Here is a 21,113-nt window from a genome sequence, read left to right as displayed (position 1 = left end):
ATCAAATTTTCTATTTCTTATCGTGTTCCCTGCTCAATAGCAGTCAAAAAAGCGACCGAATGCGCAATGATTTGCTGGTGTTGCTGCTCCCGCGGGATCGTCGCCGTGGTGCGGTGGGCAATATCTTCAGCCCTGAAGTGGCCAAATTGAAAATGGTCACCACCGGCTATCACCTGATAGCGGGCATGGGGCGGCATATATTGCTTGGCCTCTTCAAACTGGGCGGGGCGCTCGGGTGAATGATGGCTATCCCCATAAATGGTCAATACCGGCAGGCTTTGTTCGCTGATGTTATAGCTTTCATAGGTAAAAGAGTCCCACATTAACAGGCCATCGGTATTGTCGGGGTGTGAATGCAGAAACATAGCGGATGAGCCGCCGCCCATGGAGTGACCGCCAATCACCCAGTGCTCTATGGCGGGGAAGGTTTGTTTTACCTCCAGCGCGCGGTCGGCATCAAAAATGGCAAAGTTACTGGGCATGGGCACCAGCACCACCAGAAACCCTGTTGCAGCAATCTCTTTTAGTAAGGGGGCAAAGCCGCGGGCATCGCAGAGCGCGCAGGGGTAAAAGATAAAGCCCGTCTTGGGTACTTTGCTGGTTGGGGTAAAGGTGATCCAGCGCTGTTCGCTAATGACAACAGCATCAGAGGAGGCCAGGGAAGCCAGGGCTTCTTCAGAGGCATGAGTCTTGGTGGTGAGTTCATTGCCTAGCCAGCCAAAGCTAAAGGCGGCTCCGGCAACCATAAGCAGAACGACGATAACAGCGAGTATTTTGAGCCCTGTAACTATTATTTTCATTATCTTCACATCCGGCTTGTTGATGGCTAATCATAAGGGCTGGCAGCCTGTCAGGGGAGTGGTGTAAAGGCGAATTTACATCTTTTTACACTTACTCCGGTTGAACTAACTACCTAACTGGGAAAAACTGGCTGTTTGCGAATGCCAATCGCTAAGGCCAGCGAATAGCCCTAGCTAATACCAATAAGAAGGGTCCGCCAGCATGTCGACGTCACAAACGGATATAGACCAAACACAAGCAAAGCTGGGCCCAATTTGGTTACAGCCCGGCGTGAGTAAAAGCCATTGTTTAGCCCTGTTTTTTGGCAGTTTTTTTACCATTGGCATACTCACGGTGGTGTCTGCGGCAACCACCTATATCCTCTGGGAAAATCTGAATATCCCATCGAGTGAGTGGGGTACGATTACTGGTAATCTGGCCTTTTGGACTGAGATTACCCAGATCCTGCTGTTTGGAGCGATTGGCGTGGCTGCCGATAAAGTTGGCCGCCGCCCCATTTATGTGGCTGGTATGTTGGCTTTTGCCCTGGGTTATGGCTTATATCCCTTTGCCGAATCATTGGAGCAGTTAACGCTGTTTCGAGTGATTTACGCAGCGGGTCTCGCCTGTTCTACCGGGATGTTAGCGACGGTAGCGGCGGATTACCCGCAGAATGCCATCCGGGGCAAGATGATTGCCATTATCGGTGTGCTTAATGGCCTTGGGGTGGTGACTCTAAATGCGGTTTACGGTCGTCTGCCTTCGATCTTTGTGGATGCGGGGGTGGATAGCGTTACCGCCGGTCGTTATGCCCTGTTTGTTGTGGTGGGTATTTGTTTGTTGGTGGCATTGGTCTTAAGGCTGGGTTTAAAGCCGGGGGCGCCGGTTAGCCATGAGGAATCCAAAAGCAGCATTGAACTGGCTCGTGCTGGTTTTAAACAGGCAAAAAACCCGCGTATAGCGCTGGCTTATGCCTCGGCCTTTGTCGCTCGTAGCGATGTAGTGATACTGGGTACCTTTTTAATGGCCTGGGGAGTGAGTACCGGTCAGGCCATGGGGCTGACGGTGGCGGAAGCTACCCAAAAGGGCACCATTATTTTTGTGATTACTCAATCGTCGGCACTGGTGTTTTCGCCGATTATTGGTTTTTTTATGGATAAGGTTAACCGGATTACCGGTGTTACCTTTTGTATGTTTTTAGGCGGTATTGGTTTTACCTTGCCGGCTTTGATTGATAACCCGCTGGAGTCTGCTGCTATTCCCATTTTTATTGTGATGGGCATTGGGCAAATCAGTGCCTTTTTAGGCGGCACGATTTTAATTGGCCAGGAGGCGCCAAAAAGTGAGCGCGGCAGTGTGGTTGGAATGTTTAATGTGTTTGGTGCTGTTGGTATTTTGGTGGCCACCGGGATAGGCGGCCGTATGTTTGACCAGATTGGTCCAGCGGCACCGTTTGTATTAATCGGTATGGCCAATTTTTTGTTGGTATTTGCCGGCCTGTATGTGCGCAAAAAGGCGCCGGGTTTTGTCCCGGAAGCTGAGCAGCGTTTAGTGAATAAAGTATTTGGCAGCCGCTAAGGGCTGTTAAAAAGATGTTTAAAAGAGAGAAGTAAACCATGCCAGAAATAATCGACACACCTGCGATTTCCGCAGCCACTCAAGCCTTTCTTGAGTCTGAACAGCCCCTGCTTATTAATGGCGAGTGGGTGACCGGTGGAACCGGCGGCGACCTTGATATTATTAACCCTGCCACTGGCGAGTCGATTGCGACCGTACCCGGTGCCGGTCAAACTGAAGTCGATGCTGCAGTAGCGGCAGCCCGCGAAGCATTTGATCGCGGCCCATGGCGCACTATGGGTGCCACGGCCCGCGCTGAATTATTATTAAAGTTGGCGGATCTGGTTGAGCAGAATATGCAAATCCTGTCAGAGCTGGAAGTGCTGTGTACCGGTATGCCAATGACCAATGCAGCCAACCTGGCGCCGATTATTGCCCGTGACTGGCTGCGTTATTACGCGGGTTGGCCCACCAAAATTTCTGGTGAAACCCTGGCGCAGGACCCTTTCCCTGTTCCCGGTATGGAGCGCTTCTTAATGACCCGCAAAGAACCTGTGGGTGTTGCCGCGCAAATTGTGCCCTGGAATTTCCCGCTGGGTATGACCATTATGAAACTGGGGCCAGCGCTGGCAGCCGGTTGTACCGTGGTCTTAAAACCGGATGAGCACACCCCTTTATCCGCCTTGTTTTTAGGTCGTTTGATCCAACAAGCAGGCTTCCCTGCCGGTGTTATCAATATTATTCCGGGGCACGGCCATATCGCAGGTGCCGCACTGGCAGAGCATAACGATGTGGATAAAATTTCTTTTACCGGTTCAACCGAAGTCGGTAAGAAAATTATTGAAGCGGCCAAAGGAAACTTGAAAAAAGTGACTTTGGAATTGGGCGGCAAGTCGCCGTTTATTGTTATGCCTGATGCTGATCTGAATAAAACCATCCCTATGGCCGTGCAGCAGGGCTACTTTCTGCAAAGCCAAAACTGTGTCTGCCCTTCAAGAATGCTGGTTCATAAAGATGTGTATAACCAGTTTGTTGATGGTTTGGCCGCCGGTGCTGATAGCTTAATGATCGGTCCAGGTTTAAATCCAGAAACCACCTTGGGGCCGTTGGTCTCCGCTCGTCAGTTGGAGCGTGTGCAAGGTTATGTGCAGTCGGGTAAAGATGAAGGTGCGCAATTAATTACCGGAGGTGATCAATTGGATCGCCCCGGTAACTTTATGCGTCCTGCAGTATTTGCCGATGCCAATCGCGATATGCGTATTGTTCGTGAAGAAATTTTTGGCCCAGTGCTTAGCGTGATTAAACTGGAAACCGACGATATTGATGAAATTTTAGTGCAGGCCAATGATACCGAATACGGTTTAAACGGCAGTGTCTGGACAGAAAATATTGGTACTGCTATGCGTATTTCCGCAGGTGTGCGTTCGGGCATCGTCGGTATTAATGCCCATACCATGTCAGATATCAATGGTGGGCTTGGTGGCTATAAGCAATCGGGTTGGGGGCGTGAAATGGGTGAAGAATCATTGCATGCTTATCTGGAGACTAAAACCATTATGATGCATTACTAATATGGCGGCATCAATCCAACTCTATAGCAATGATGGTTGCCCCTATGCGCAACGTACCCGCATTGCTTTGTTGGAAAAAGGTTTGGACTTTGATTTTGCCGAAGTGGATTTAGCTAATAAGCCAGATTGGTTTGTTGAAGCTTCTCCCTCTGGCAAAGTGCCGGTTTTAGTGCATGACGGACATCGGCTATTTGAAAGCGCCATTATTAATGAGTATATCGATGAGGTATGGCCACAGCCGGCGTTAATGCCAGCAGATGCAGTGTTAAGGGCGCAGGCCAGAATCTGGGTTGATAAATTTTCAGCTTTTGCCAGTACGCTGTTTTATATTGGCGTGAAAAAAGATCAACAAGAATTGCAGCAGCTAACAGAAAAACTTAAAGCCGAATTGCAAACTATAGAAGATAACGGTTTTGCTGTATTTAGTGGTGAGGGCCCTTATTGGTTTGGTCAGCAGCTTAGCCTGGTGGATATTAACTTTTATACGTTTTTTGAACGTATGCCCATGGTAGAGCAAAAGGTCGGTATTAACTTGGCCGCTTACCCGTTAATTTCACGTTGGTATCAGGCCATGTCTGATCGCGAGAGTGTTAAAGCCACGGCAAGAACAGCAGAGCAACATATTGAAAGCTTTAACCGCTTATCAGACCGGTTGGCGGCACGACTATAACAAAAACTATTTAGCCTGAATTGTCCTATGACTGAACAGCACAGCAGTAGCCAAGAAAAAACCTTTTCCATCTGGTGGGGTATGGCTGGCTGTGTGGCTATTATGGCTGTTGTCTGGATTGTTGGCCCCTATAGTGAAGATGTGGTGTTAGCGCCTTACCGGGAAGGTTTCTGGTACCGCTGGCAATTAGCAGAGCCTACCTTCTGGACTCGCTTTACCGCCTGGAGTGGTTATGCACTTCACCAGATTACGGCCTGGGGTATTATTTATTATGCTCAGCATATTTATGCCAAAGGCAAAAAACCAAAATACACTAACGGCCTGCATAGTTTTAATATCTGGGCTTTAGCCGCCAATGCATTTTTTGTGGGTTTGCATATTCTGCAAACAAAAATCTGGTATGACGCTACGGCACAGGATGTCCATGAGGCCACCTCCTTTGGTTCGGTCACTTTTATGCTGGTGTTTATTTTGATTATGGAAAATCAACGCCGCGGTATGTTCTTTGGCAAACGGGCACCTTTATTAAAAGAGGCTGGTGCCTTTTTGCGGCGCTATCATGGTTATTACTTTTCCTGGGCCATTATCTATACCTTTTGGTATCACCCGATTGAGATCACCTATGGCCATCTGCTAGGTACTTTTTATATTTTATTATTGATCTTGCAGGGCAGCTTGTTTTTTACCCGGATGCATATCAACCGTAGCTGGACCTTGTTTTTGGAAATGTTTGTTGTGATTCACGCTATAGCCGTGGCGATTGTACAGCAGGGTGAAGTGGCCACAGCCCGTTTCTTTTTTGGCTTTATTGTAGTCTTTTTAATTACCCAGATGCATGGTTTGAAGCTGTCGGTAAAAACACAGTGGGCTTTAGTGGCGCTGTGCGCTGTGCTAATGGCTTTGTACTATCCGGCGCGTTCCAGTGTAGAGGAATTTTATCGGGCTTTTCAGGTGCCGTTAATGGAGTATGGGTTGTTGTTTATTTTACTGATTGTATTGTGGCCAGCCTATAAGTTGATGGGCTTTTCCAGCGAGAAAAAATAATGAACCAGGATCAGCGATTACAGGCGGTACTTGATAAGGTCAGCCAATATATGCCTCTTGAAGAGGTAGAGGTTGATGCTGATATTTCAGATAACAAGGCCTTTCTAAAATTAGTGACGGTCAGTTGTCATAACTGGGCTGCGGGCAGTATTCCCAGAATTGGTGCCTTGAGAATGACGGTAAAAGTCCCGGCGCTGGATGCCCTGACGATGATTTTTTACCCGCAAGCTGATAGTGATGCGCCGATCTTTCTATTTTTCTTTTTAATTACCGGTCGCAAAGTCATTAGCCACTTTAATGTTTGTTGCCCCTTTGATGATCAGGCGTATTTGGATAAATGGGTAAAACCGCTGGATGCTATTCAAGCCACTTACCCTGAGTTTGAATGCATGGACCGTTACCCGGAGTGGATGAAAGCCTACCAGCATGACTGCACGGTGTATGGTTTGTTTAAGCAAGATCGTTTGGATGATCTGAGTAACTGTTCGCTGGAGTATCTCAATCACTATTTAAAGTTGGTGGCAGAGAACGAAAAAACCGTTGATAGCGAACGCCTGCAAACCATTGCTGATTTTCATGATCATTTTAAAGAAGATATTCGCACCCGGGATAAAGCCCAGGGTATGACATCAAAATTTATTGGCAAAGACAAAGCTAAACGTATTTTTTATGAGGTAGTTACCTAAATGTTCAAAAAGCTGTTACTGATACCTTTGCTGCTGGCGCCAGCGCTATTTGCAGAAACAACCATTAGCCCGGATGCATTAAAGTATGCGGATTATTTCCAGGGTAAAAAAACCTTTCAGGGGCGTTGTAGTGCCTGCCATACTCTGGCGGAAGACAGTATGGACCTGACCGGCCCTGCGCTATGGAATATGTTTGAGCGCAAGGCCGGGGCCAAGCCGGGCTTTAGTTTTTCAGACGGAATGAAAGCCGCAGGTTTTCAGTGGACCCCTGAGCATTTAAACCAGTTTCTAAAAAACCCCAAAAAATATATTCCCGGTAATACCATGGGTATCCCGGAGCCAGTGCCTGGCAAGCTTCGTTTGGGTTTGATTTCTTTTATGATGGTAGAAACCGGTGCTGCCAGCTGGCCTCGCCCGGAAAATGCCATGACCGAAAAGGCCGATGATAAATCTCTGCCGCCGGAAGAACGCTTCCCCAGTTTTTGGAACCATATGATGAGCAATACCGTGCGCTACCGGATGAATAGCGGCGAAGAAGAAATTATTTTTGAAGCCTACTTCCACCCCAGTGGTAAAGTCTCTACCAATACTAAAGCCCGTGGTTTTTGGTATTTAACGGAAAAAGATTTCTTCTGCTATGCCCTGCATAAGCTTGATATTCAACCCAGCCAGTTTGTCGAGTGCTTCCCGGTAGCGGCGATGGCTATTCCAAGGTTCTCTCAAGAGCTTTGGCAGTCCAAACCGGTTGATGGTGTGGTGCTCTACGGGGGTATTTTACCCGGGAGACCCGAATAAGTGCCTAACCGCTTTCGCCCTATTTTGACCTTGCTGCTGTGCTGCTTTATGCCAGCAGCCTGGTCGCAATATGCACCACCAGGCATTGTCCCCACGGAAACCGAGCAGTTGGCTGAGGGCTTATATGCCTTTCGCTGGGGTGCTTATCGCAGTATCTTTTTAGTGAGCGACCAAGGGGTGATTGTAACTGACCCTATCAGTGCAGATGCTGCCAAAGTCTACCGGCAGGAGATTGCAAAAATTACCGACCAGCCAGTTAAGTATGTGGTGTATTCCCATGCCCATTGGGACCATGCAGCAGGTGGTGCGATTTTTAAGCAAGAAGGCGCGCAGTTTGTGGCCCAGCAGCGCTGTGTTGATAATATAAAAAGTTCACCCCACCCGGATATTGTGATGCCGGATATCACCTTTGATAAACAGCATACGGTGACCGTGGGCGATAAATCGATGGACCTCTATTATTACGGCCCCAGCCATGGCACCTGTTTGGTTGCTATGATTCCCAGACCGCATCCTATGCTCTATGTGGTGGATGTGGTGACGCCGCCCAGTGGCTGGTATATGCCATGGGATCCTCAGGTGGCGGATTTTCATTTTTATAATATCGATGCCTATCTTGCCGAGCTGGAAGCCCTGGCCGAGCGTGAAGGTTTAACACAGGTCATCGCTTCCCATTTAGTCCCCGCGCTAAATAAGCAGGGAAAAATTGCCCCTTCAGCCACATTGGGTGATATAAAGGCGGTTTCTGAACGTAGAAGATTTTGGCAACAATCGATGGCCGCCGTTAAAGCCGAAATGGATAAAGGCACCATTTCCTTTATGGTGCACCGCAAAGTGGATGTTACGCCCTTTGAAGATACTCGGGGCTATAACGAGAAAAAATTCCGCGTGTTGCTACAACGTATTGCCTCTTATTACGCTATCGGGCGATAAGCCCCAAATAGCTTTAACAACAAACAGGTTGAGAATGTGAATAAATTATCAAAGACACTCTTAATAGCATCCGCTATAGCACTGACGGCTTGCGGTGGTGACGATGGTGAAGAAAAGGTCTACACCACTTTTGCTGAGGGGCCGCAGGATATTATTCCGGCGGATTACTGCGAAAAAATCCAGACCTATATGGCCAGTACCACCATGCCCGTGGTCAACGAAGTCCACCAAAATTATGATAGCTTTGTAAAATCCAAGCCTGCTATTGAGCCATTGACCTCCCACCAATATATCCACTATCTACCCTTAACTGTTAATGGTCAGCCGGAAGAGTTTCCGGCGGTAGTGTCTTGTAAACTCAAAACCGCTGACCGTATTCAGGGTGTACACGGCGACGATAAAGCCGGCGAAGAACAACGCTGTAGCGATATTATTAAGCGGGATGTAGAACAGGTGGTTGCCGAGATGGCAGCCGCAGGTATCGCCAATAACAATAGCAATTATTTGATTGATGAAGATGAGGTTAGCCGTATTGGCCCTAAATGGTTAAATCCATGGCCCTATGAGACCGCCGTTAGAGATGCTGAAAATATTTTGCACTTTCGCAGCAAGGCGCTGTTGGTGCCTTATTCCGTGTTGATTCCTATGCCGGACCGCTTTAAAGGTACCCATTATTGCCACCTGCCTACCAAGCAGTATATTCAGGCGGTATTAACCGATGCGATTACGGCGCCGGATAACTTCGAATAAACCAGACTGGAAATTATTCGTATAAGACAATGATTTTTATCAAGAGATTTTGACCCGCCAGGTTTTACCATGGCTTTTACTGATAGGTATATGATGATGTTAAGAATTTTTACTCTGCTAATAGTGGCTTCCCTGGTTTGGGGATGTAGCTCAAAACCCATGCCTGAAGCTTTAGAGCGATTGGCCACCGCCGAGGAAGCGGATGACTATTATTTATTTAAGGCTGACAATCCCATCTCGGATACCTGTTATATCTACTATCCCGGCGGTCTGGTTCACGCCGAAGCCTATGCACCTTATACCGCCGATGTCGCTCAGGCGGGCGTGCATACCTTTTTGCTAAAACTGACTCTGGATATGGCGATGATGGATGTAGATGCCGCCAACGATGCCAAGCAAAGCGAATTTGCCAAAGCCAATTGTAAAAACTATGTGCTGGGTGGTCATTCGCTGGGTGGCATTGGTATTGCCATGTACGCCGAGACCAACCAGGACGATGGCCTATTGTTTATTTCTTCCTACGCCCATAAAGAAGGATTAATTGATAAGCACCCACAGCCGGTGATGCTGGTTTATGGCGCCAATGATTTACTGTCCACCGAAGAAGAGATTCTGGGTGCTAGGGGCAATCTGCCGGCAGAGGCCATTTACTTTAAAATTGAAGGGGGCAACCATGCCCAAATGGGTCACTATGGCCCACAGAATAATGATGGTGAAGCGACCATTAGTCGTGAAGAGCAGCAGAAAATTTTAGTAGAAAAAACCGTGGAAATTATTCAAATCATGTCCGAGCAATAACCACGGTTCAATACCAACAATAAGAGCATAATTATGAAACTATATTACCCCTGGTTGATGGCTGTATTGGCGGCACTGACCTTATTGGTTAGCAACGGTATGACCCTCACCGGTTTATCAGTCTTTGATGAATCCTTATTGGCCGAGTTTGGCTGGAGCCGGGGGGAATTAAAGCTTCGTGATCTTATTACGCTATTAATGACCGGTATTTTGGCGCCCTTTGCCGGTATTTTAATTGACCGCTACGGTGTGCGTATTTGTTTTATGGCCGGCTGGTTGGTGTTAATTATTGCGTTTTGGATGTACGGCAATATTAGTTCGTTGATGGATATGTATCTGATCCATATTATGTTTGCCATCGTGCTGGTGTTCTGTGGCTTAAACCCGGGCGTTATTTTAGTGTCGCAGTGGTTTACCGAAAAACGCGGTGCGGCTATTGGTATAGCCTTGGTAGGTACCAGCCTGGGCGGTGCGGTATTCCCGCAATATGGAACCCGGATGATTGAGGCTCTGGGTTGGCGCGACGCTTTCCATAGCGAGATTATATTCCCGGTAATTTTATTGCTGCTGGCGTTTTTTGTGATTAAAAACAAGCCCAGCGATATCGGTATGGAGCCTGTAGGGGGCAAAGAAGAAGTTAGCACCGAGGGCGAATTACCCGGTATGGAATATCGCGAAGCAATTAGTACGGTTAGCTTTTGGGCGCTGGCTTCGGTGGCAATGTTTACTTTCTACTCGGTATTAGGTATTTCTGCCCACCTGTTTTTATATATGCGGGATTTGGACTTTAGTCCTCCGGTGGCGGCTAATTTTATCAGTACTTTTTTCCTCTGTGCTTTAGCCGGTAAATTTGTGTTTGGTTTTTTGGCGGATTACCTTGACCATAAAAAAGTGTTCTACGGTAATATCTCAGTAATGTTGGTCGGTTCTATTATTCTGGCCGCGATGCAAAAAGATTTAATCTGGTTAAGCGTGGTGTTATTTGGTTTGGGCTGGGGCGGTGTTTACACCATGATCCAGCTAACCGCGATTAATTGCTTTGGCTTAAAAGCCGCCGGTAAAATTTTGGGTACCATCACCATATTAGATGCCTTTGGCGGTGGTCTGGGTATTTGGTTAAGTGGTGTATTAAACGATACCTATGGCAACTATGAGTTAGCCTTCCAAATATTTGCCGCGTTAATCTTTTTAGCCTTGCTGGCGATTACGCAAATTAAAAATATTCCGGTCCGCAGTGCAGCCGCAGAGTAATCAAGCACCTCCATCAAGCCTGTCAACCCGGTTGGCAGGCTTTGCTACGCTGCCCTATGTGATGCTGTCACTATTGGCCTTTTTGCCTTTTTTGGCGGTTAATAATTTATTTTGGTCCCCCCTTTTTATTGAAAGATTTGGCTATCAGCCACTTGATCTGGCGCTGGGTCTGGATGGTGTTTCAGTACAGGAGTACTTAACCGCCTATGGTGAAGAGGGGCGCAGCTGGTATCTGCGGTTTCAAATCTATGATTTTTTCCTGCCTTTGTTTGGCGCTATTATGTTTGTATTATGGGCCGCCTGGCTAATCACTATGTATTGGCCTGAGCAGCCGGGTAAGTTGCGTTTTGCCTGGTTGGGAACTTTGCCCATGTTTGCAGACTGGGCAGAAAATATCGGCTTTATTACCCAGTTGATGATGTTCCCCGAGGTTTCAGTTGATGTTGGCAATATCACTTTTCTGTTAAGCCAAATTAAGATAACGTTGCTCTCCGGCTTTGGTATTGGTTTGCTAATTGCCAGTATGGCTTTATTGGTAGTGCCGTTATCTGGCCCCGAAGAATAAGCGTGCCCGTTTTTATTTAAAAAGGATAAACACATGATAATCAAGCATTCTCCTGTCATCGTTAACACTGCCTTGCTGGCAGTGTCTTTACTCTTGGCAGCCTGTACTTCAACCTCTGTCAGCGATGACGATCAAGCGGCCAGTGCAAAACTCACTAGTGTGCTTGATAGCCGTAGCGCTGAATTGAAAGCCCGGGATATAAGCCGGCACCCTAAACAGACGATTGAGTTCTTTGGCGTGACCCCGGGTATGAAAATCGCCGAAGTACTTCCAGGCGGCGGTTGGTATTCAAAGATTCTAGCGCCCTATGTCGGTTCAGAAGGGGCCTTTTACGGTATTAACTATGCCGATACCATGTGGCCGATGTTTGGCTTTTTTAAACCCGAGGTGATTGCGCAGCGTGTTGAAGCTCATAAAGCCTTTGGCGATAAGGTGGCAACTTACCCCGGTGCTGGCAATGTTCCCTCGGCCGGTTATGCTTTTGGCGGTATCCCCGAGTCACTCAATGGCACGCTGGATGCGGTGATTATGGTCCGCGCTCTGCATAACCTGAATCGTTTTGAAGCCAAAGGCGGCACCCGTACCAAGGCCTTAAAAGAAGTGAATGCGATGTTAAAGCCCGGTGGCATTGTTGGTGTTGTGCAGCACCGTGCGCCAGCAGATGCTGATGACGAATGGGCTAATGGCAGCAATGGCTACCTGAAGCAGGCTGATGTGGTTGCTATGTTTGAGCAGGCGGGCTTTGAGTTAGTTGGCAGCAGTGAAATTAATGCCAACCCCAAAGATCAGCCGGTAGTGGGTGACTCAGTTTGGCGTTTGCCGCCTTCGTTGCGCACCAGTCCGGAAAACAAAGCGGTTAATATGGCGATTGGCGAAACTGATCGTATGACCCTTAAGTTTGTTAAAAAATAGTTAAGCGACATCGCTGCGCTTTCGCGCATTCGCGTATTGTTGACAGGGCAAATATCCTTAGACGACTAGCTTATAGTGGTGCCGTGTCTGAAGGAGATAATAGCTCTGAAGAACTTGATTATTGCTAGTGGAGTGAGCAAGGCCTCACTCACTCTTCAAACTCTCAACTTGTAGGGTGGATTACAATCCACCAAGCCCGGCTAAGAGCCCGTCATAACCGGTGGATTACAATCCACCCTACTTGGAATGCTTGCGAGAATTAAGTATGTAGGGTGGATTACAATTCACCAAGCCTGGCCAAGAGCCCGTCATAACCGGTGGATTACAATCCACCCTACTTGGAATGCTTGCGAGAATTAAGTATGTAGGGTGGATTACAATCCACCAAGCCCGGCTAAGAGCCCGTCATAACCGGTGGATTACAATCCACCCTACTTGGAATGCTTGCGAGAATTAAGTATGTAGGGTGGATTACAATCCACCAAGCCCGGCTAAGAGCCCGTCATAATCGGTGGATTACAATCCACCCTACTTGTAGTACTGGAGCTGGGGGAGTTACTACGAAAATCAACAAACCAGCAAGCAAGAAAACTACAACGTAATTGATTTTGGCCAGTCATAGGCCTGCGCGGGGCGCCTTTTAGCCGGTAAATATTTCCCCTAAAAAGCGATCCAAAATGCTGTTTCACAAGTAAAAGTCTTAATAGATCTATATTCGGTCGTAACACCGAAAAGGTTGCATTGAGGCAAATACCGTGAAATTTTTAAAATCTTTTAAAATCAATAGCTTAGTTGTTCTTTCTTTGGGTGTTATCGTGGCGGCGGGTCTGGTTGTCGCCAAGCCCAAACCCCAGGCTATGCCCATGGTGGAGCAGGCAGCACCTGCCGCCGATGTTATTTATGTCAGTCCTGAGAGCCGGTCTCTGGTGGTTAAAACCCAGGGTACTGTGACAGCCCGTCGTGAAATTGATGTAGTTGCTCAGGTGTCGGGTGTCGTGACCTCAGTGTCTGATCAGTTTGTGGACGGTGGTTTTTTCGATGATAGCCACCCCTTGTTAACCATTGAAGAACATGATTATCGCTTTGCGCTGGTTAGAGCCGAGTCCAAACTGGCCTCAGCCAAAGAAGTCCTGGCCACTGAGCGTGGTCGTCAGCGTGTTGCCAAGCGTGAGTGGCGAGAGTTGGGCAACAAAGACGCCAATGCTCTGTTTTTGCGTGAGCCACAAATTGCCAGCGCAGAAGCGGCCATCAAATCCGCCGAAGCCGACCGTGATCAGGCGCAGATGGATTTAGACCGTACTCAATTAGTTGCTCCCTTTAAGGGCCGTATTTGGGAAACCTATGTGGATATCGGCCAGTATGTCACCGCCGGTACCAAGATTGCCCGAGTCTATTCAACGGACGTCGTTGAAGTACGCTTGCCCCTTTCAGACCGTCAGGTCGCTTTATTGGACTTGCCGCTAAGCTATCAGGGTGCTGATACAGCGACGCCTATCCCCGTCACTCTAAAAGGTGTATTCGGCGGCAAAGAATGGCAGTGGCAGGGCACTATTACCCGTACCGATGCCAGTATTGATGTTAAAAGCCGAATGGTGTTTGCGGTGGCTGAAGTGGCTATGCCCTTTTCCCGTGAAGCCGGTAGTCAGCGTCCGCCGCTGTCCATTGGCCAGTTTGTGCATGCGGATATCCGTGGTGCCGTACAGCAGGATGTTGTTAGCCTGCCGCGAAAAGCCTTACACCCCGGCGATAAAGTCTGGGTACTGGATCAGGACGATCGCCTGAAGCAGTTATCTGTGAGTGTATTGCAGTCCAATGTTAACCAGGTCATGGTGAAAGGCGATTTTAGCCAGCAGTCCCGCGTAGTGGTTTCTTCGCTGTCGGTAAATGTTGCCGGTATGAAGGTGACTCCGGTAGTGGATGCTGAGCAATATGCGGCGCTAACGGATAAAAAATCCAGCGTGGCGATTAACTAATGAAACGCATTGTCGAATGGTTTATTGCCAACCCTATTGCCGCCAACCTATTAATGGTGCTGATTATTATTGGCGGCTTGGCTAGCCTGTCTTCTGTGAGCAAGCAGTTTTTCCCGGCCGATAAAGGCAGCAATATCCGCATGACGATGTTGTACCCCGGTGCTGGCCCCGCCGAAGTAGAAACCCAAATTGTTATGCGTATCGAAGAGGCCATTGATGATATCGATGGTATCGACGAAATTAAATCTTATGCTCGCGAGGGCGGTGCCGAGTTAACAATTAAGGTGATGGCCGGTTACGATGGCCAGCGTTTGGTCAATGATCTTAAAAGCCGTGTAGATACCATTACGACGTTTCCTGTTGATGCGGAACGTGCGCAAATAGCAGAGATAGGTTGGCAGCGCCGGATGATTACTGTGGCGCTTTATGGCGATATTGATGAGGCCAGCTTAAAAGAGTTGGGTGAGCAGATTCGCGATGATCTGGCTGGCTTATCCGATGTGGGTAAAGTAGAACTGAAAGACCCCCGCGATTATGAGATGTCTATCGAGGTGTCGGAAGATAGCCTGCGCCGATATGGGCTACGTTTTGATGATGTGGTCAATGCGATCAGAAACTCTTCCCTGAATTTACCCGCCGGTAAACTGAGAACCGATAAAGGGGATATTCAATTACAAACCCGTGCTCAGGGTTATACAGCTGTTGATTTTGAAACCATTGTTCTGCTGCGGGATTTAAATGGCACTCAAATTTTTGTCGGCGATGTAGCCACCGTTGTCGATGGCTTTGCAGAAACCGATATTATCGGCCGCTTTAATAACCAGCCTGCTTTATCGTTAAATATTTTTTCCAGTTCTGAACCCAATGTCATTAAAACCGCTACCGCGGTGCGCGACTATGTAGAATCCTACAAACCACAGTTACCTCCGGGTGTGGAAATGAAAGTCTGGAAAGATATGTCGGAAGCTTATGAGTTGCGTATTGGTACGCTGCTAAGCAATGGCTTAGGCGGCTTATTACTGGTGTTTTTGGTATTGATGTTATTTTTGCGTCCGCTATTGGCTATGTGGGTTTGTATCGGTATTGCCGTCGCCTTTTTAGGGGCGTTATGGATGATCCCTGTCGGCGGTGGCAGCTTGGATATGGTGTCGCTATTTGCCTTTATTTTAATCCTGGGGATTGTGGTGGATGATGCCATTATTGTGAGTGAATCCGTTTACTCCCATCAGCAGGGTGGTTTGGAAGGCGTGGCCGGTGCCAATAAAGGGGCCACTCTGGTGATTAAACCAGTGATTTTTGCGGTGGTTTCCACCATGATCTTCTTCAGTATTTTATTTTTATTGCCCGGCAATAATGGCTCACCGACAGCGATTGCTCTGGTGGTAATGGCGGCACTGTGTTTTTCATTAATTGAATCCTTACTGATTCTACCCGCGCATTTGGCCCATATGGGGCCGGAGAAGAAAAGCAAAAACCCCTGGATGCTAAAGTTTCAGTTGCTTAGGGAGGCCTGTGCCAATGGTATGCTGACCTTTGCTGATAAAGTGTACCGCCCCTTCCTGGATCGTTGCATGGCGGCTAAGCGGCTAACGGTATCTTCCTTTTTTGTATTGTTTTTAATTTCGCTGTCGTTATTAATGGGGGGGTGGCTGCAAAGCTCCTTCTTCCCAAGAGTGCCTGCGGACTTTATGAAAGCCAATATCACCATGCCCGAAGGTGGACCTTTTGCCGAAGTACGGCAAACCGTTGATCGCGTTGAGCAGGCAGCTAAATTGGTTAAAAAAGAATTTAATCAGCAATACGACTATCCGGTGATTGGCAATATCGAATCGAACGCGGTGAATAATGTGGTTCGCGTCACCGTTGAGTTACTGAATGTGGATAAAGCTAAAATTCCACCGCAAGCACTTAAAGCCAGCTGGCAAAGCAAGATTGGCGATCTGGCTATAGCCGATGAATTTGATATTAACTTTACCGTCATCAATGTGGGTAAGCCCATTGAATTAATTCTGTCCGCTGATGATACCCAAACCCTGCGTGAATTTAGCCGGGAAGTCCGTGAAGAATTCGCCAAATACCCCGCGGTATTTAATGTTCGCGATAGCCTTGATAGTCCGCGCCCGGAAATTCAGTTGCGCCTTAAACCTCAGGCACAAACCTTAAATCTTTCTTTAGCGGACGTGGCAAAGCAGGTGCGCCGGGGTTTTTACGGTGAGGAAGTTCAGCGTATTCCCCGTGCCCGTGAAGATGTCAAAGTGATGGTGCGTTACCCCAATGCCGAACGTCGCTCTGAAGACTTTCTACGGGATATGCGTATTCGTACCCCCGATGGCACCGAGGTGCCCTTTGAGGCCGTGGCGGAAGTGGACTATGTCGACGGCTATGCGCAAATTGAGCGGCTAGATCGCCAGCGTATCAGTATCGTTAAAGCCGACCTTAATCGATCTATGGGCAGTGCCGGAGAAATTACCGCAGCGGTAATGCGCACTAAAATGCCGGAATGGCAGTCGCGTTTTAGTGGTGCCAAAGTGGTGACCAGTGGTGAGCAAAAAGAATTTAAAGAATTTGGTGGCGCCATGGTGAAATTATTGTTTGGCGGTATTGTTATTATTTATGGTTTGATTGCCGTGGCCTTTAAGTCTTACTGGAAGCCCTTGTTGGTGTTGGCGGCCATTCCCTTTGGCTTAACCGGAGCCATTTTAGGCCATGTGATTTTAGGGATTGAAATCAGTATGTTTTCAATGATGGGTATTATTGCGGCGGTAGGCGTGGTGGTTAATGACAATCTGGTACTGATTGATCGTATTAATCTTCTGCGTGATCAGGGGGTTTCGGTTAAGGCTGCTATTCTTGAAGGCGCACAGGACCGTTTCCGCCCCATTATACTTACCTCAATGACCACCCTGATTGGCCTGTTGCCGATTATGTTAGAAACCAGTGTGCAAGCACAGTTTTTAATCCCCATGGTGGTTTCGCTGGCCTTTGGTGTTATGGCCGCTACGGTCATATCGCTGGTGTTTGTACCTGTACTTTACTTAAGTCTGGATAGCCGCATGGAGCGGATTAAAGTCCTGTTCCAACCCAAAAAAACCGCTCTGGTTTAATTTCTCTTTCCAATCGTATCAATCGCCCTGCATAGACAATGGTCTTTGCGGCAGGGTGATTGCTGTCTTTATCGTGACCGCCGTCCCTCGCTATAAATTTTCTGTCTTTATGAGGTGGGGATTTCTGCTTGATAAGTGTCTTATGTGTATAAGGGTGCCAACAGGATAATTTTATTCAGTGTCAGATAGATAATGTCATGCTAATTAAATCAGGTTTTTTACTAGCGGCCGTTTTTTTCTTCAGCTCTCCAGGTTACGGCCAGGGCAATATTGTTGAGCGATCAGATTGGGTGCAGTATTTTGAACAGTTCGCCGCCAAGGGCACCATCGTTGTTGTTGACGAGCGTGGAACCTACCCCAGAAATTGGGTGTTTGATCATAGCCGTGCTTTAAAACGTTTTTCTCCCGCTTCTACCTATAAAATTCCTCATACATTGTTCGCTTTGGATGCCGGTGTGGTGCAGGATGAGTTTCAGGTATTTCAATGGGATGGGGCAAATAGAGATTATAAGTTGCATAATCAAAACCAGGATTTACGCTCGGCCATGAAGTATTCTACGGCATGGGTGTATGAGCAGTTGGCGAAAAAGATAGGTAAGAAAAGGTCGCAGCGCTATTTAATGGAAATAGATTACGGCAATAAAGATGCATATACCAGCAGCGGAAATTACTGGGTGGATGGCAATCTGGCTATTTCTGCCTATGAGCAAATAGATTTTTTAAAAAAGGTCTATAACGAACAGCTACCCTTTTCAACAGAGCATCATGGTATTGTCAAACATATTATGTTGGTTGAGCAGGGGGATGACTGGCGCTTATGCGCTAAAACGGGCTGGGAGGGACGCTACGGCTGGTGGGTGGGTTGGGTTGAATGGCCGACGGGGCCAGTGTTTTTTGCCCTCAATATCGATACACCCAATAGGAAAGAGGATTTATATAAACGTGAGGCCATTGTTCGCGTGGTGCTGCAGTCACTGTATGCACTGCCATCGGAGTAGTGGCGGGTTTTATTTCTGGCCTCTGACTAATGTTAAAATCAAATCCCTGCTATCAGTGCCGATTAAATTCGCAATCATATCCCAAAGTATATCGACCTTGGCGTCAAAAATAGCGGCTCTATGTTGTCGGTCGTAATCAGCGACCTGATGGCTATGGCTGGTATTGACGATCACTTCACCTTCGGCCCTGTCCGCCAGAGATAGCCAGTGATCAAGATAGGCATCAATTGTGGTTTGCGATTGTGCTAAATGTTCAGGCGAACAATGATAGGAGGCCATCCACGGGTTAAGCAGTGCTTTCATCAAATGGGTGGCATCACTAAAGCGAAAGTCGGGGTTGGCATTGGCGGCATCAAAGGCGTCAGAGAGGGGCGCCATCACCGATTGGATATAATCAATATCGGTGGCAAACTCCCGTTTATGTAACAGGTCTATATGAAAGGCGGAATCATTGGGCAGCAGTTCAGTATCAAAAGCCAGGTGAGGGTATAACGAGCCGGGCTGGGTAAAGGCCATAATCATATAGGCATCCATCTCCATAGTGGCGGCGCGGATATTGACCTCCACCACATGATCAAGAATATGCTCACCTTTGTATAAGCGGATATAGCCCACCTCATCACCGGATTCGGGATGATAGAAACTATGGTAGGGCTTGTTACCCTGGCAGACTTCGGTAATCGCTTCCAGTTCTTGCAGACGCTGCAATACATGGGCGGTAAGGGTGGCGGAGATATTCATTAAAGCCATTTCCGTGATAATAGTGCAGCGATGGTAAGCAAAAAAAACAGCCTAAAGAAGGGGCTTTACTCTCCTTTACCATTAGTGCCCACAGGCTATTGCTTTAGCCGCTAAAGCGTTTCATTATCGGGCTCAATAACCATGGGGGTTAAAAATGAGAGTATTTATTGCTGCACTGCTGAGCTCTCTGTCGGTGGTTCCATTTTATCTGATTTTACTGGCAGTCTCTGGCGATTTGGATAACCGGCTACTTTACACCGTATTGATTGGCGCGCTGGTTGTTGCCACGGTGGCTATTTTTTGTATTGCCCTGCCGTTGCATCTGTTATTGACCCGTTTGGGTTTGGTTCGCGGGTATTACTATATTGGTGCTGGCTTTTTTGCCCCGGCAATATTTACCTTGCTGCTTAATCCTTTGGGCAGTGATGTGGCGTCTTGGGTCAAGTGGCAGGCATTGGGCTTGGGGTTGTTAGGAGGTTCAGTAGCTTTTGTGTTTTGGAGTTTGGCCACAGCCAAGTCAAAGACTTAGTATAAAACCTGGTAAAACATAGACTGATCAATATCGTAATGCTGTTCATTTAAAGGGGGTTGTCATTCCCGCATAGGCGGGAATCTAGAAATACCTCACCCCGTAGGGTGGATTATAATCCACCGCTTGTGACTGCTTCAGGTTGGGGGTGGTGGATTATAATCCACCCTACAATGTTCGTTGTTGAATATTGAAGACTCTATTCAGCTGGCTTTTTTCAACCATTAAGCGTTGCTCACATTGGTCGGGATAGGTTCTTCCGGCTTAGCTTTACGGAATTTAACCAATCTCCCAAGGCCAACCGGCAACCAGGCGATAGCCGCAAACAGGAACACAAAGCCATATTCGGCAAAAGGAATTCGGATAATAGCGGCCATATCCCCCCAATTACCGTAGTAAGCTGCAATCACACCGCCAATATAAGCCAGCACAATGGCGGTACGGGTTTTATTGCCCAGGCCAATGCCATGCATTTGGGTCACCACAAATAAAGTCAGGAAACCAAAGAAGAACATTTTCCACTGATCACCCTCAATGGTCATATAGGCCACCAGAGAGCCGTGTATCAATACAAAACATTCCAGCCATAAGGTCCACTTGCGGTTCATATGGTAGCGGGTAAACATTAAGCTGCCTTGTAACATCAGCATAATCACATAGAAGGTGCCGAGCATATGCCCCAGGTTATCTTCGATCGGGTGGAACCAGAAGGTGTAAATAACGGCCCAGGAAAAATAATAGCCGTGATACCGCTTAAGAAAGTCGGTGGGCTTATCGACAAACTCAATTTTCTTGCCGAAAAATAAACCGCGACGACTATTCTCCATCATCAGCACAAACACCAGCATAAAGACTACAGAGGCCTGTGAAGACCATACCGGTGTGTCCTGGGCCAAACCGTCATACCACACTTTGGTTTGCAGAATATGCAGCAGAATAAATAGCACATTTAAACCAAGAGCGGCAATATTCACTGGGTTCAAGGTTTTGGAGTATTTGGGACGTTGGATCTGGGCGTAGGCAATGGTGCCCCAGATGGCGACCTGGTGGAGGGAATATAGGCCCCAGGAGGTAAACCGGCTCATAAAGTCCGGGTCCTGTAGCTTCCAGTAATACCAACCTGGCCCCTGGTCCGGAGCAAACATATCTGCTGAGCTATAGGGGCCTACAGCCACGACTACTGCCATTAATAATAGGGAACCCAACATACCGAGATAATGTGTAGCTGTCATAATACAACCATCTGAAAAGTCTAAGATAGGTTTAGTACGCTGGGTTTCGGTTTTTGGATTGCTGCTTTGGGTGGAAATTGCAATCAAATAGGAGGCGTTCGACAATATGGCGGGATGTGGCTTACTTTTTGTATTAACTGATTGAATTTATTGGTTTTTTAGTTTGGCTTTAAGGGCCCCAAGTCAGCTAAAGCCGGTTATAAATGTTAAATGAATGTGTCGGG

General features: G+C 47.6%; 19 protein-coding genes. 16 read left to right on the top strand and 3 right to left on the bottom strand.

The window, feature by feature from the left end; all coding sequences use genetic code 11:
- Nucleotides 1-17: 17 nt before the first annotated feature.
- Nucleotides 18-800, bottom strand: coding sequence for an alpha/beta hydrolase (locus BST96_RS04250; protein ID WP_085757503.1), 783 nt, complete (start codon nucleotides 798-800; stop codon nucleotides 18-20).
- Nucleotides 801-1,002: 202 nt separating this feature from the next.
- On the opposite strand from BST96_RS04250, the gene BST96_RS04245 reads away from it, so the two are divergent.
- The 15 genes from BST96_RS04245 (at nucleotide 1,003) to blaOXA (ending at nucleotide 18,387) form a co-directional block, all read left to right on the top strand.
- A complete protein-coding gene (locus BST96_RS04245) occupies nucleotides 1,003-2,358 on the top strand; it encodes an MFS transporter (protein ID WP_085757502.1) in 1,356 nt (451 codons plus the stop codon).
- Nucleotides 2,359-2,396: 38 nt separating this feature from the next.
- Nucleotides 2,397-3,908 carry an aldehyde dehydrogenase family protein gene (locus BST96_RS04240; protein WP_085757501.1) on the top strand — a complete coding sequence of 504 codons (1,512 nt, stop codon included), beginning with the start codon at nucleotides 2,397-2,399 and terminating at the stop codon, nucleotides 3,906-3,908.
- 1 nt (nucleotide 3,909) lies between these two features.
- Nucleotides 3,910-4,578, top strand: coding sequence for a glutathione S-transferase family protein (locus BST96_RS04235; RefSeq protein WP_085757500.1), 669 nt, complete (start codon nucleotides 3,910-3,912; stop codon nucleotides 4,576-4,578).
- Between the two features lie 27 nt (nucleotides 4,579-4,605).
- The gene (locus BST96_RS04230) at nucleotides 4,606-5,622 is read left to right on the top strand and encodes a hypothetical protein (protein WP_085757499.1); all 1,017 of its coding nucleotides are present in this window, start codon (nucleotides 4,606-4,608) and stop codon (nucleotides 5,620-5,622) included.
- Nucleotides 5,622-6,308, top strand: a complete 687-nt coding sequence (locus BST96_RS04225; RefSeq protein ID WP_085757498.1) for a hypothetical protein — start codon at nucleotides 5,622-5,624, stop codon at nucleotides 6,306-6,308. The genes BST96_RS04230 and BST96_RS04225 overlap by 1 nt, the downstream gene beginning before the upstream one ends.
- Nucleotides 6,309-7,103 carry a c-type cytochrome gene (locus BST96_RS04220; RefSeq protein ID WP_085757497.1) on the top strand — a complete coding sequence of 265 codons (795 nt, stop codon included), beginning with the start codon at nucleotides 6,309-6,311 and terminating at the stop codon, nucleotides 7,101-7,103.
- Nucleotides 7,104-8,036, top strand: a complete 933-nt coding sequence (locus BST96_RS04215; RefSeq protein WP_085757496.1) for an MBL fold metallo-hydrolase — start codon at nucleotides 7,104-7,106, stop codon at nucleotides 8,034-8,036. It begins immediately after the preceding gene.
- 36 nt (nucleotides 8,037-8,072) lie between these two features.
- Nucleotides 8,073-8,786, top strand: coding sequence for a hypothetical protein (locus BST96_RS04210; RefSeq protein WP_085757495.1), 714 nt, complete (start codon nucleotides 8,073-8,075; stop codon nucleotides 8,784-8,786).
- A 69-nt stretch (nucleotides 8,787-8,855) separates the two neighbouring features.
- The gene (locus tag BST96_RS04205; RefSeq protein WP_085757494.1) at nucleotides 8,856-9,584 is read left to right on the top strand and encodes an alpha/beta hydrolase; all 729 of its coding nucleotides are present in this window, start codon (nucleotides 8,856-8,858) and stop codon (nucleotides 9,582-9,584) included.
- Nucleotides 9,585-9,617: 33 nt separating this feature from the next.
- Nucleotides 9,618-10,835: an MFS transporter gene (locus BST96_RS04200; RefSeq protein WP_085757493.1), complete on the top strand. Its 1,218-nt coding sequence runs from the start codon at nucleotides 9,618-9,620 to the stop codon at nucleotides 10,833-10,835.
- On the top strand, nucleotides 10,819-11,400 hold the full coding sequence (locus BST96_RS04195; protein WP_085757492.1) for a hypothetical protein: 582 nt from the start codon (nucleotides 10,819-10,821) through the stop codon (nucleotides 11,398-11,400). Before BST96_RS04200 ends, BST96_RS04195 begins: the two co-directional genes overlap by 17 nt.
- A gap of 33 nt (nucleotides 11,401-11,433) precedes the next feature.
- On the top strand, nucleotides 11,434-12,312 hold the full coding sequence (locus BST96_RS04190) for a class I SAM-dependent methyltransferase (protein WP_085757491.1): 879 nt from the start codon (nucleotides 11,434-11,436) through the stop codon (nucleotides 12,310-12,312).
- Nucleotides 12,313-13,067: 755 nt separating this feature from the next.
- The gene (locus BST96_RS04185) at nucleotides 13,068-14,285 is read left to right on the top strand and encodes an efflux RND transporter periplasmic adaptor subunit (RefSeq protein WP_085757490.1); all 1,218 of its coding nucleotides are present in this window, start codon (nucleotides 13,068-13,070) and stop codon (nucleotides 14,283-14,285) included.
- Nucleotides 14,285-17,389, top strand: a complete 3,105-nt coding sequence (locus BST96_RS04180) for an efflux RND transporter permease subunit (protein ID WP_085757489.1) — start codon at nucleotides 14,285-14,287, stop codon at nucleotides 17,387-17,389. The genes BST96_RS04185 and BST96_RS04180 overlap by 1 nt, the downstream gene beginning before the upstream one ends.
- A 197-nt stretch (nucleotides 17,390-17,586) precedes the next feature.
- Complete coding sequence (blaOXA, locus tag BST96_RS04175; RefSeq protein ID WP_085757488.1) at nucleotides 17,587-18,387, top strand: class D beta-lactamase; 801 nt, start codon at nucleotides 17,587-17,589, stop codon at nucleotides 18,385-18,387.
- A 9-nt stretch (nucleotides 18,388-18,396) separates the two neighbouring features.
- On the opposite strand, the gene BST96_RS04170 is transcribed toward blaOXA, so the two are convergent.
- Entirely contained in the window at nucleotides 18,397-19,128 is a 732-nt protein-coding gene (locus tag BST96_RS04170; RefSeq protein ID WP_085757487.1) for a hypothetical protein, read from the bottom strand.
- 154 nt (nucleotides 19,129-19,282) lie between these two features.
- On the opposite strand from BST96_RS04170, the gene BST96_RS04165 reads away from it, so the two are divergent.
- Nucleotides 19,283-19,657: a hypothetical protein gene (locus tag BST96_RS04165; RefSeq protein WP_085757486.1), complete on the top strand. Its 375-nt coding sequence runs from the start codon at nucleotides 19,283-19,285 to the stop codon at nucleotides 19,655-19,657.
- Nucleotides 19,658-19,881: 224 nt separating this feature from the next.
- Here the strand turns inward: BST96_RS04165 and BST96_RS04160 are convergent, their stop codons facing one another.
- Nucleotides 19,882-20,889, bottom strand: coding sequence for a hypothetical protein (locus BST96_RS04160; protein WP_085760469.1), 1,008 nt, complete (start codon nucleotides 20,887-20,889; stop codon nucleotides 19,882-19,884).
- Nucleotides 20,890-21,113 lie beyond the last annotated feature (224 nt).

It is taken from the genome of Oceanicoccus sagamiensis (assembly GCF_002117105.1).
In the GTDB taxonomy this organism is placed as follows: Bacteria; Pseudomonadota; Gammaproteobacteria; order Pseudomonadales; family Dasaniaceae; genus Oceanicoccus; species Oceanicoccus sagamiensis.
The sequence above is the reverse complement of the archived record's forward strand: the minus strand, read 5'-3'. Positions and strand labels throughout refer to the sequence as shown.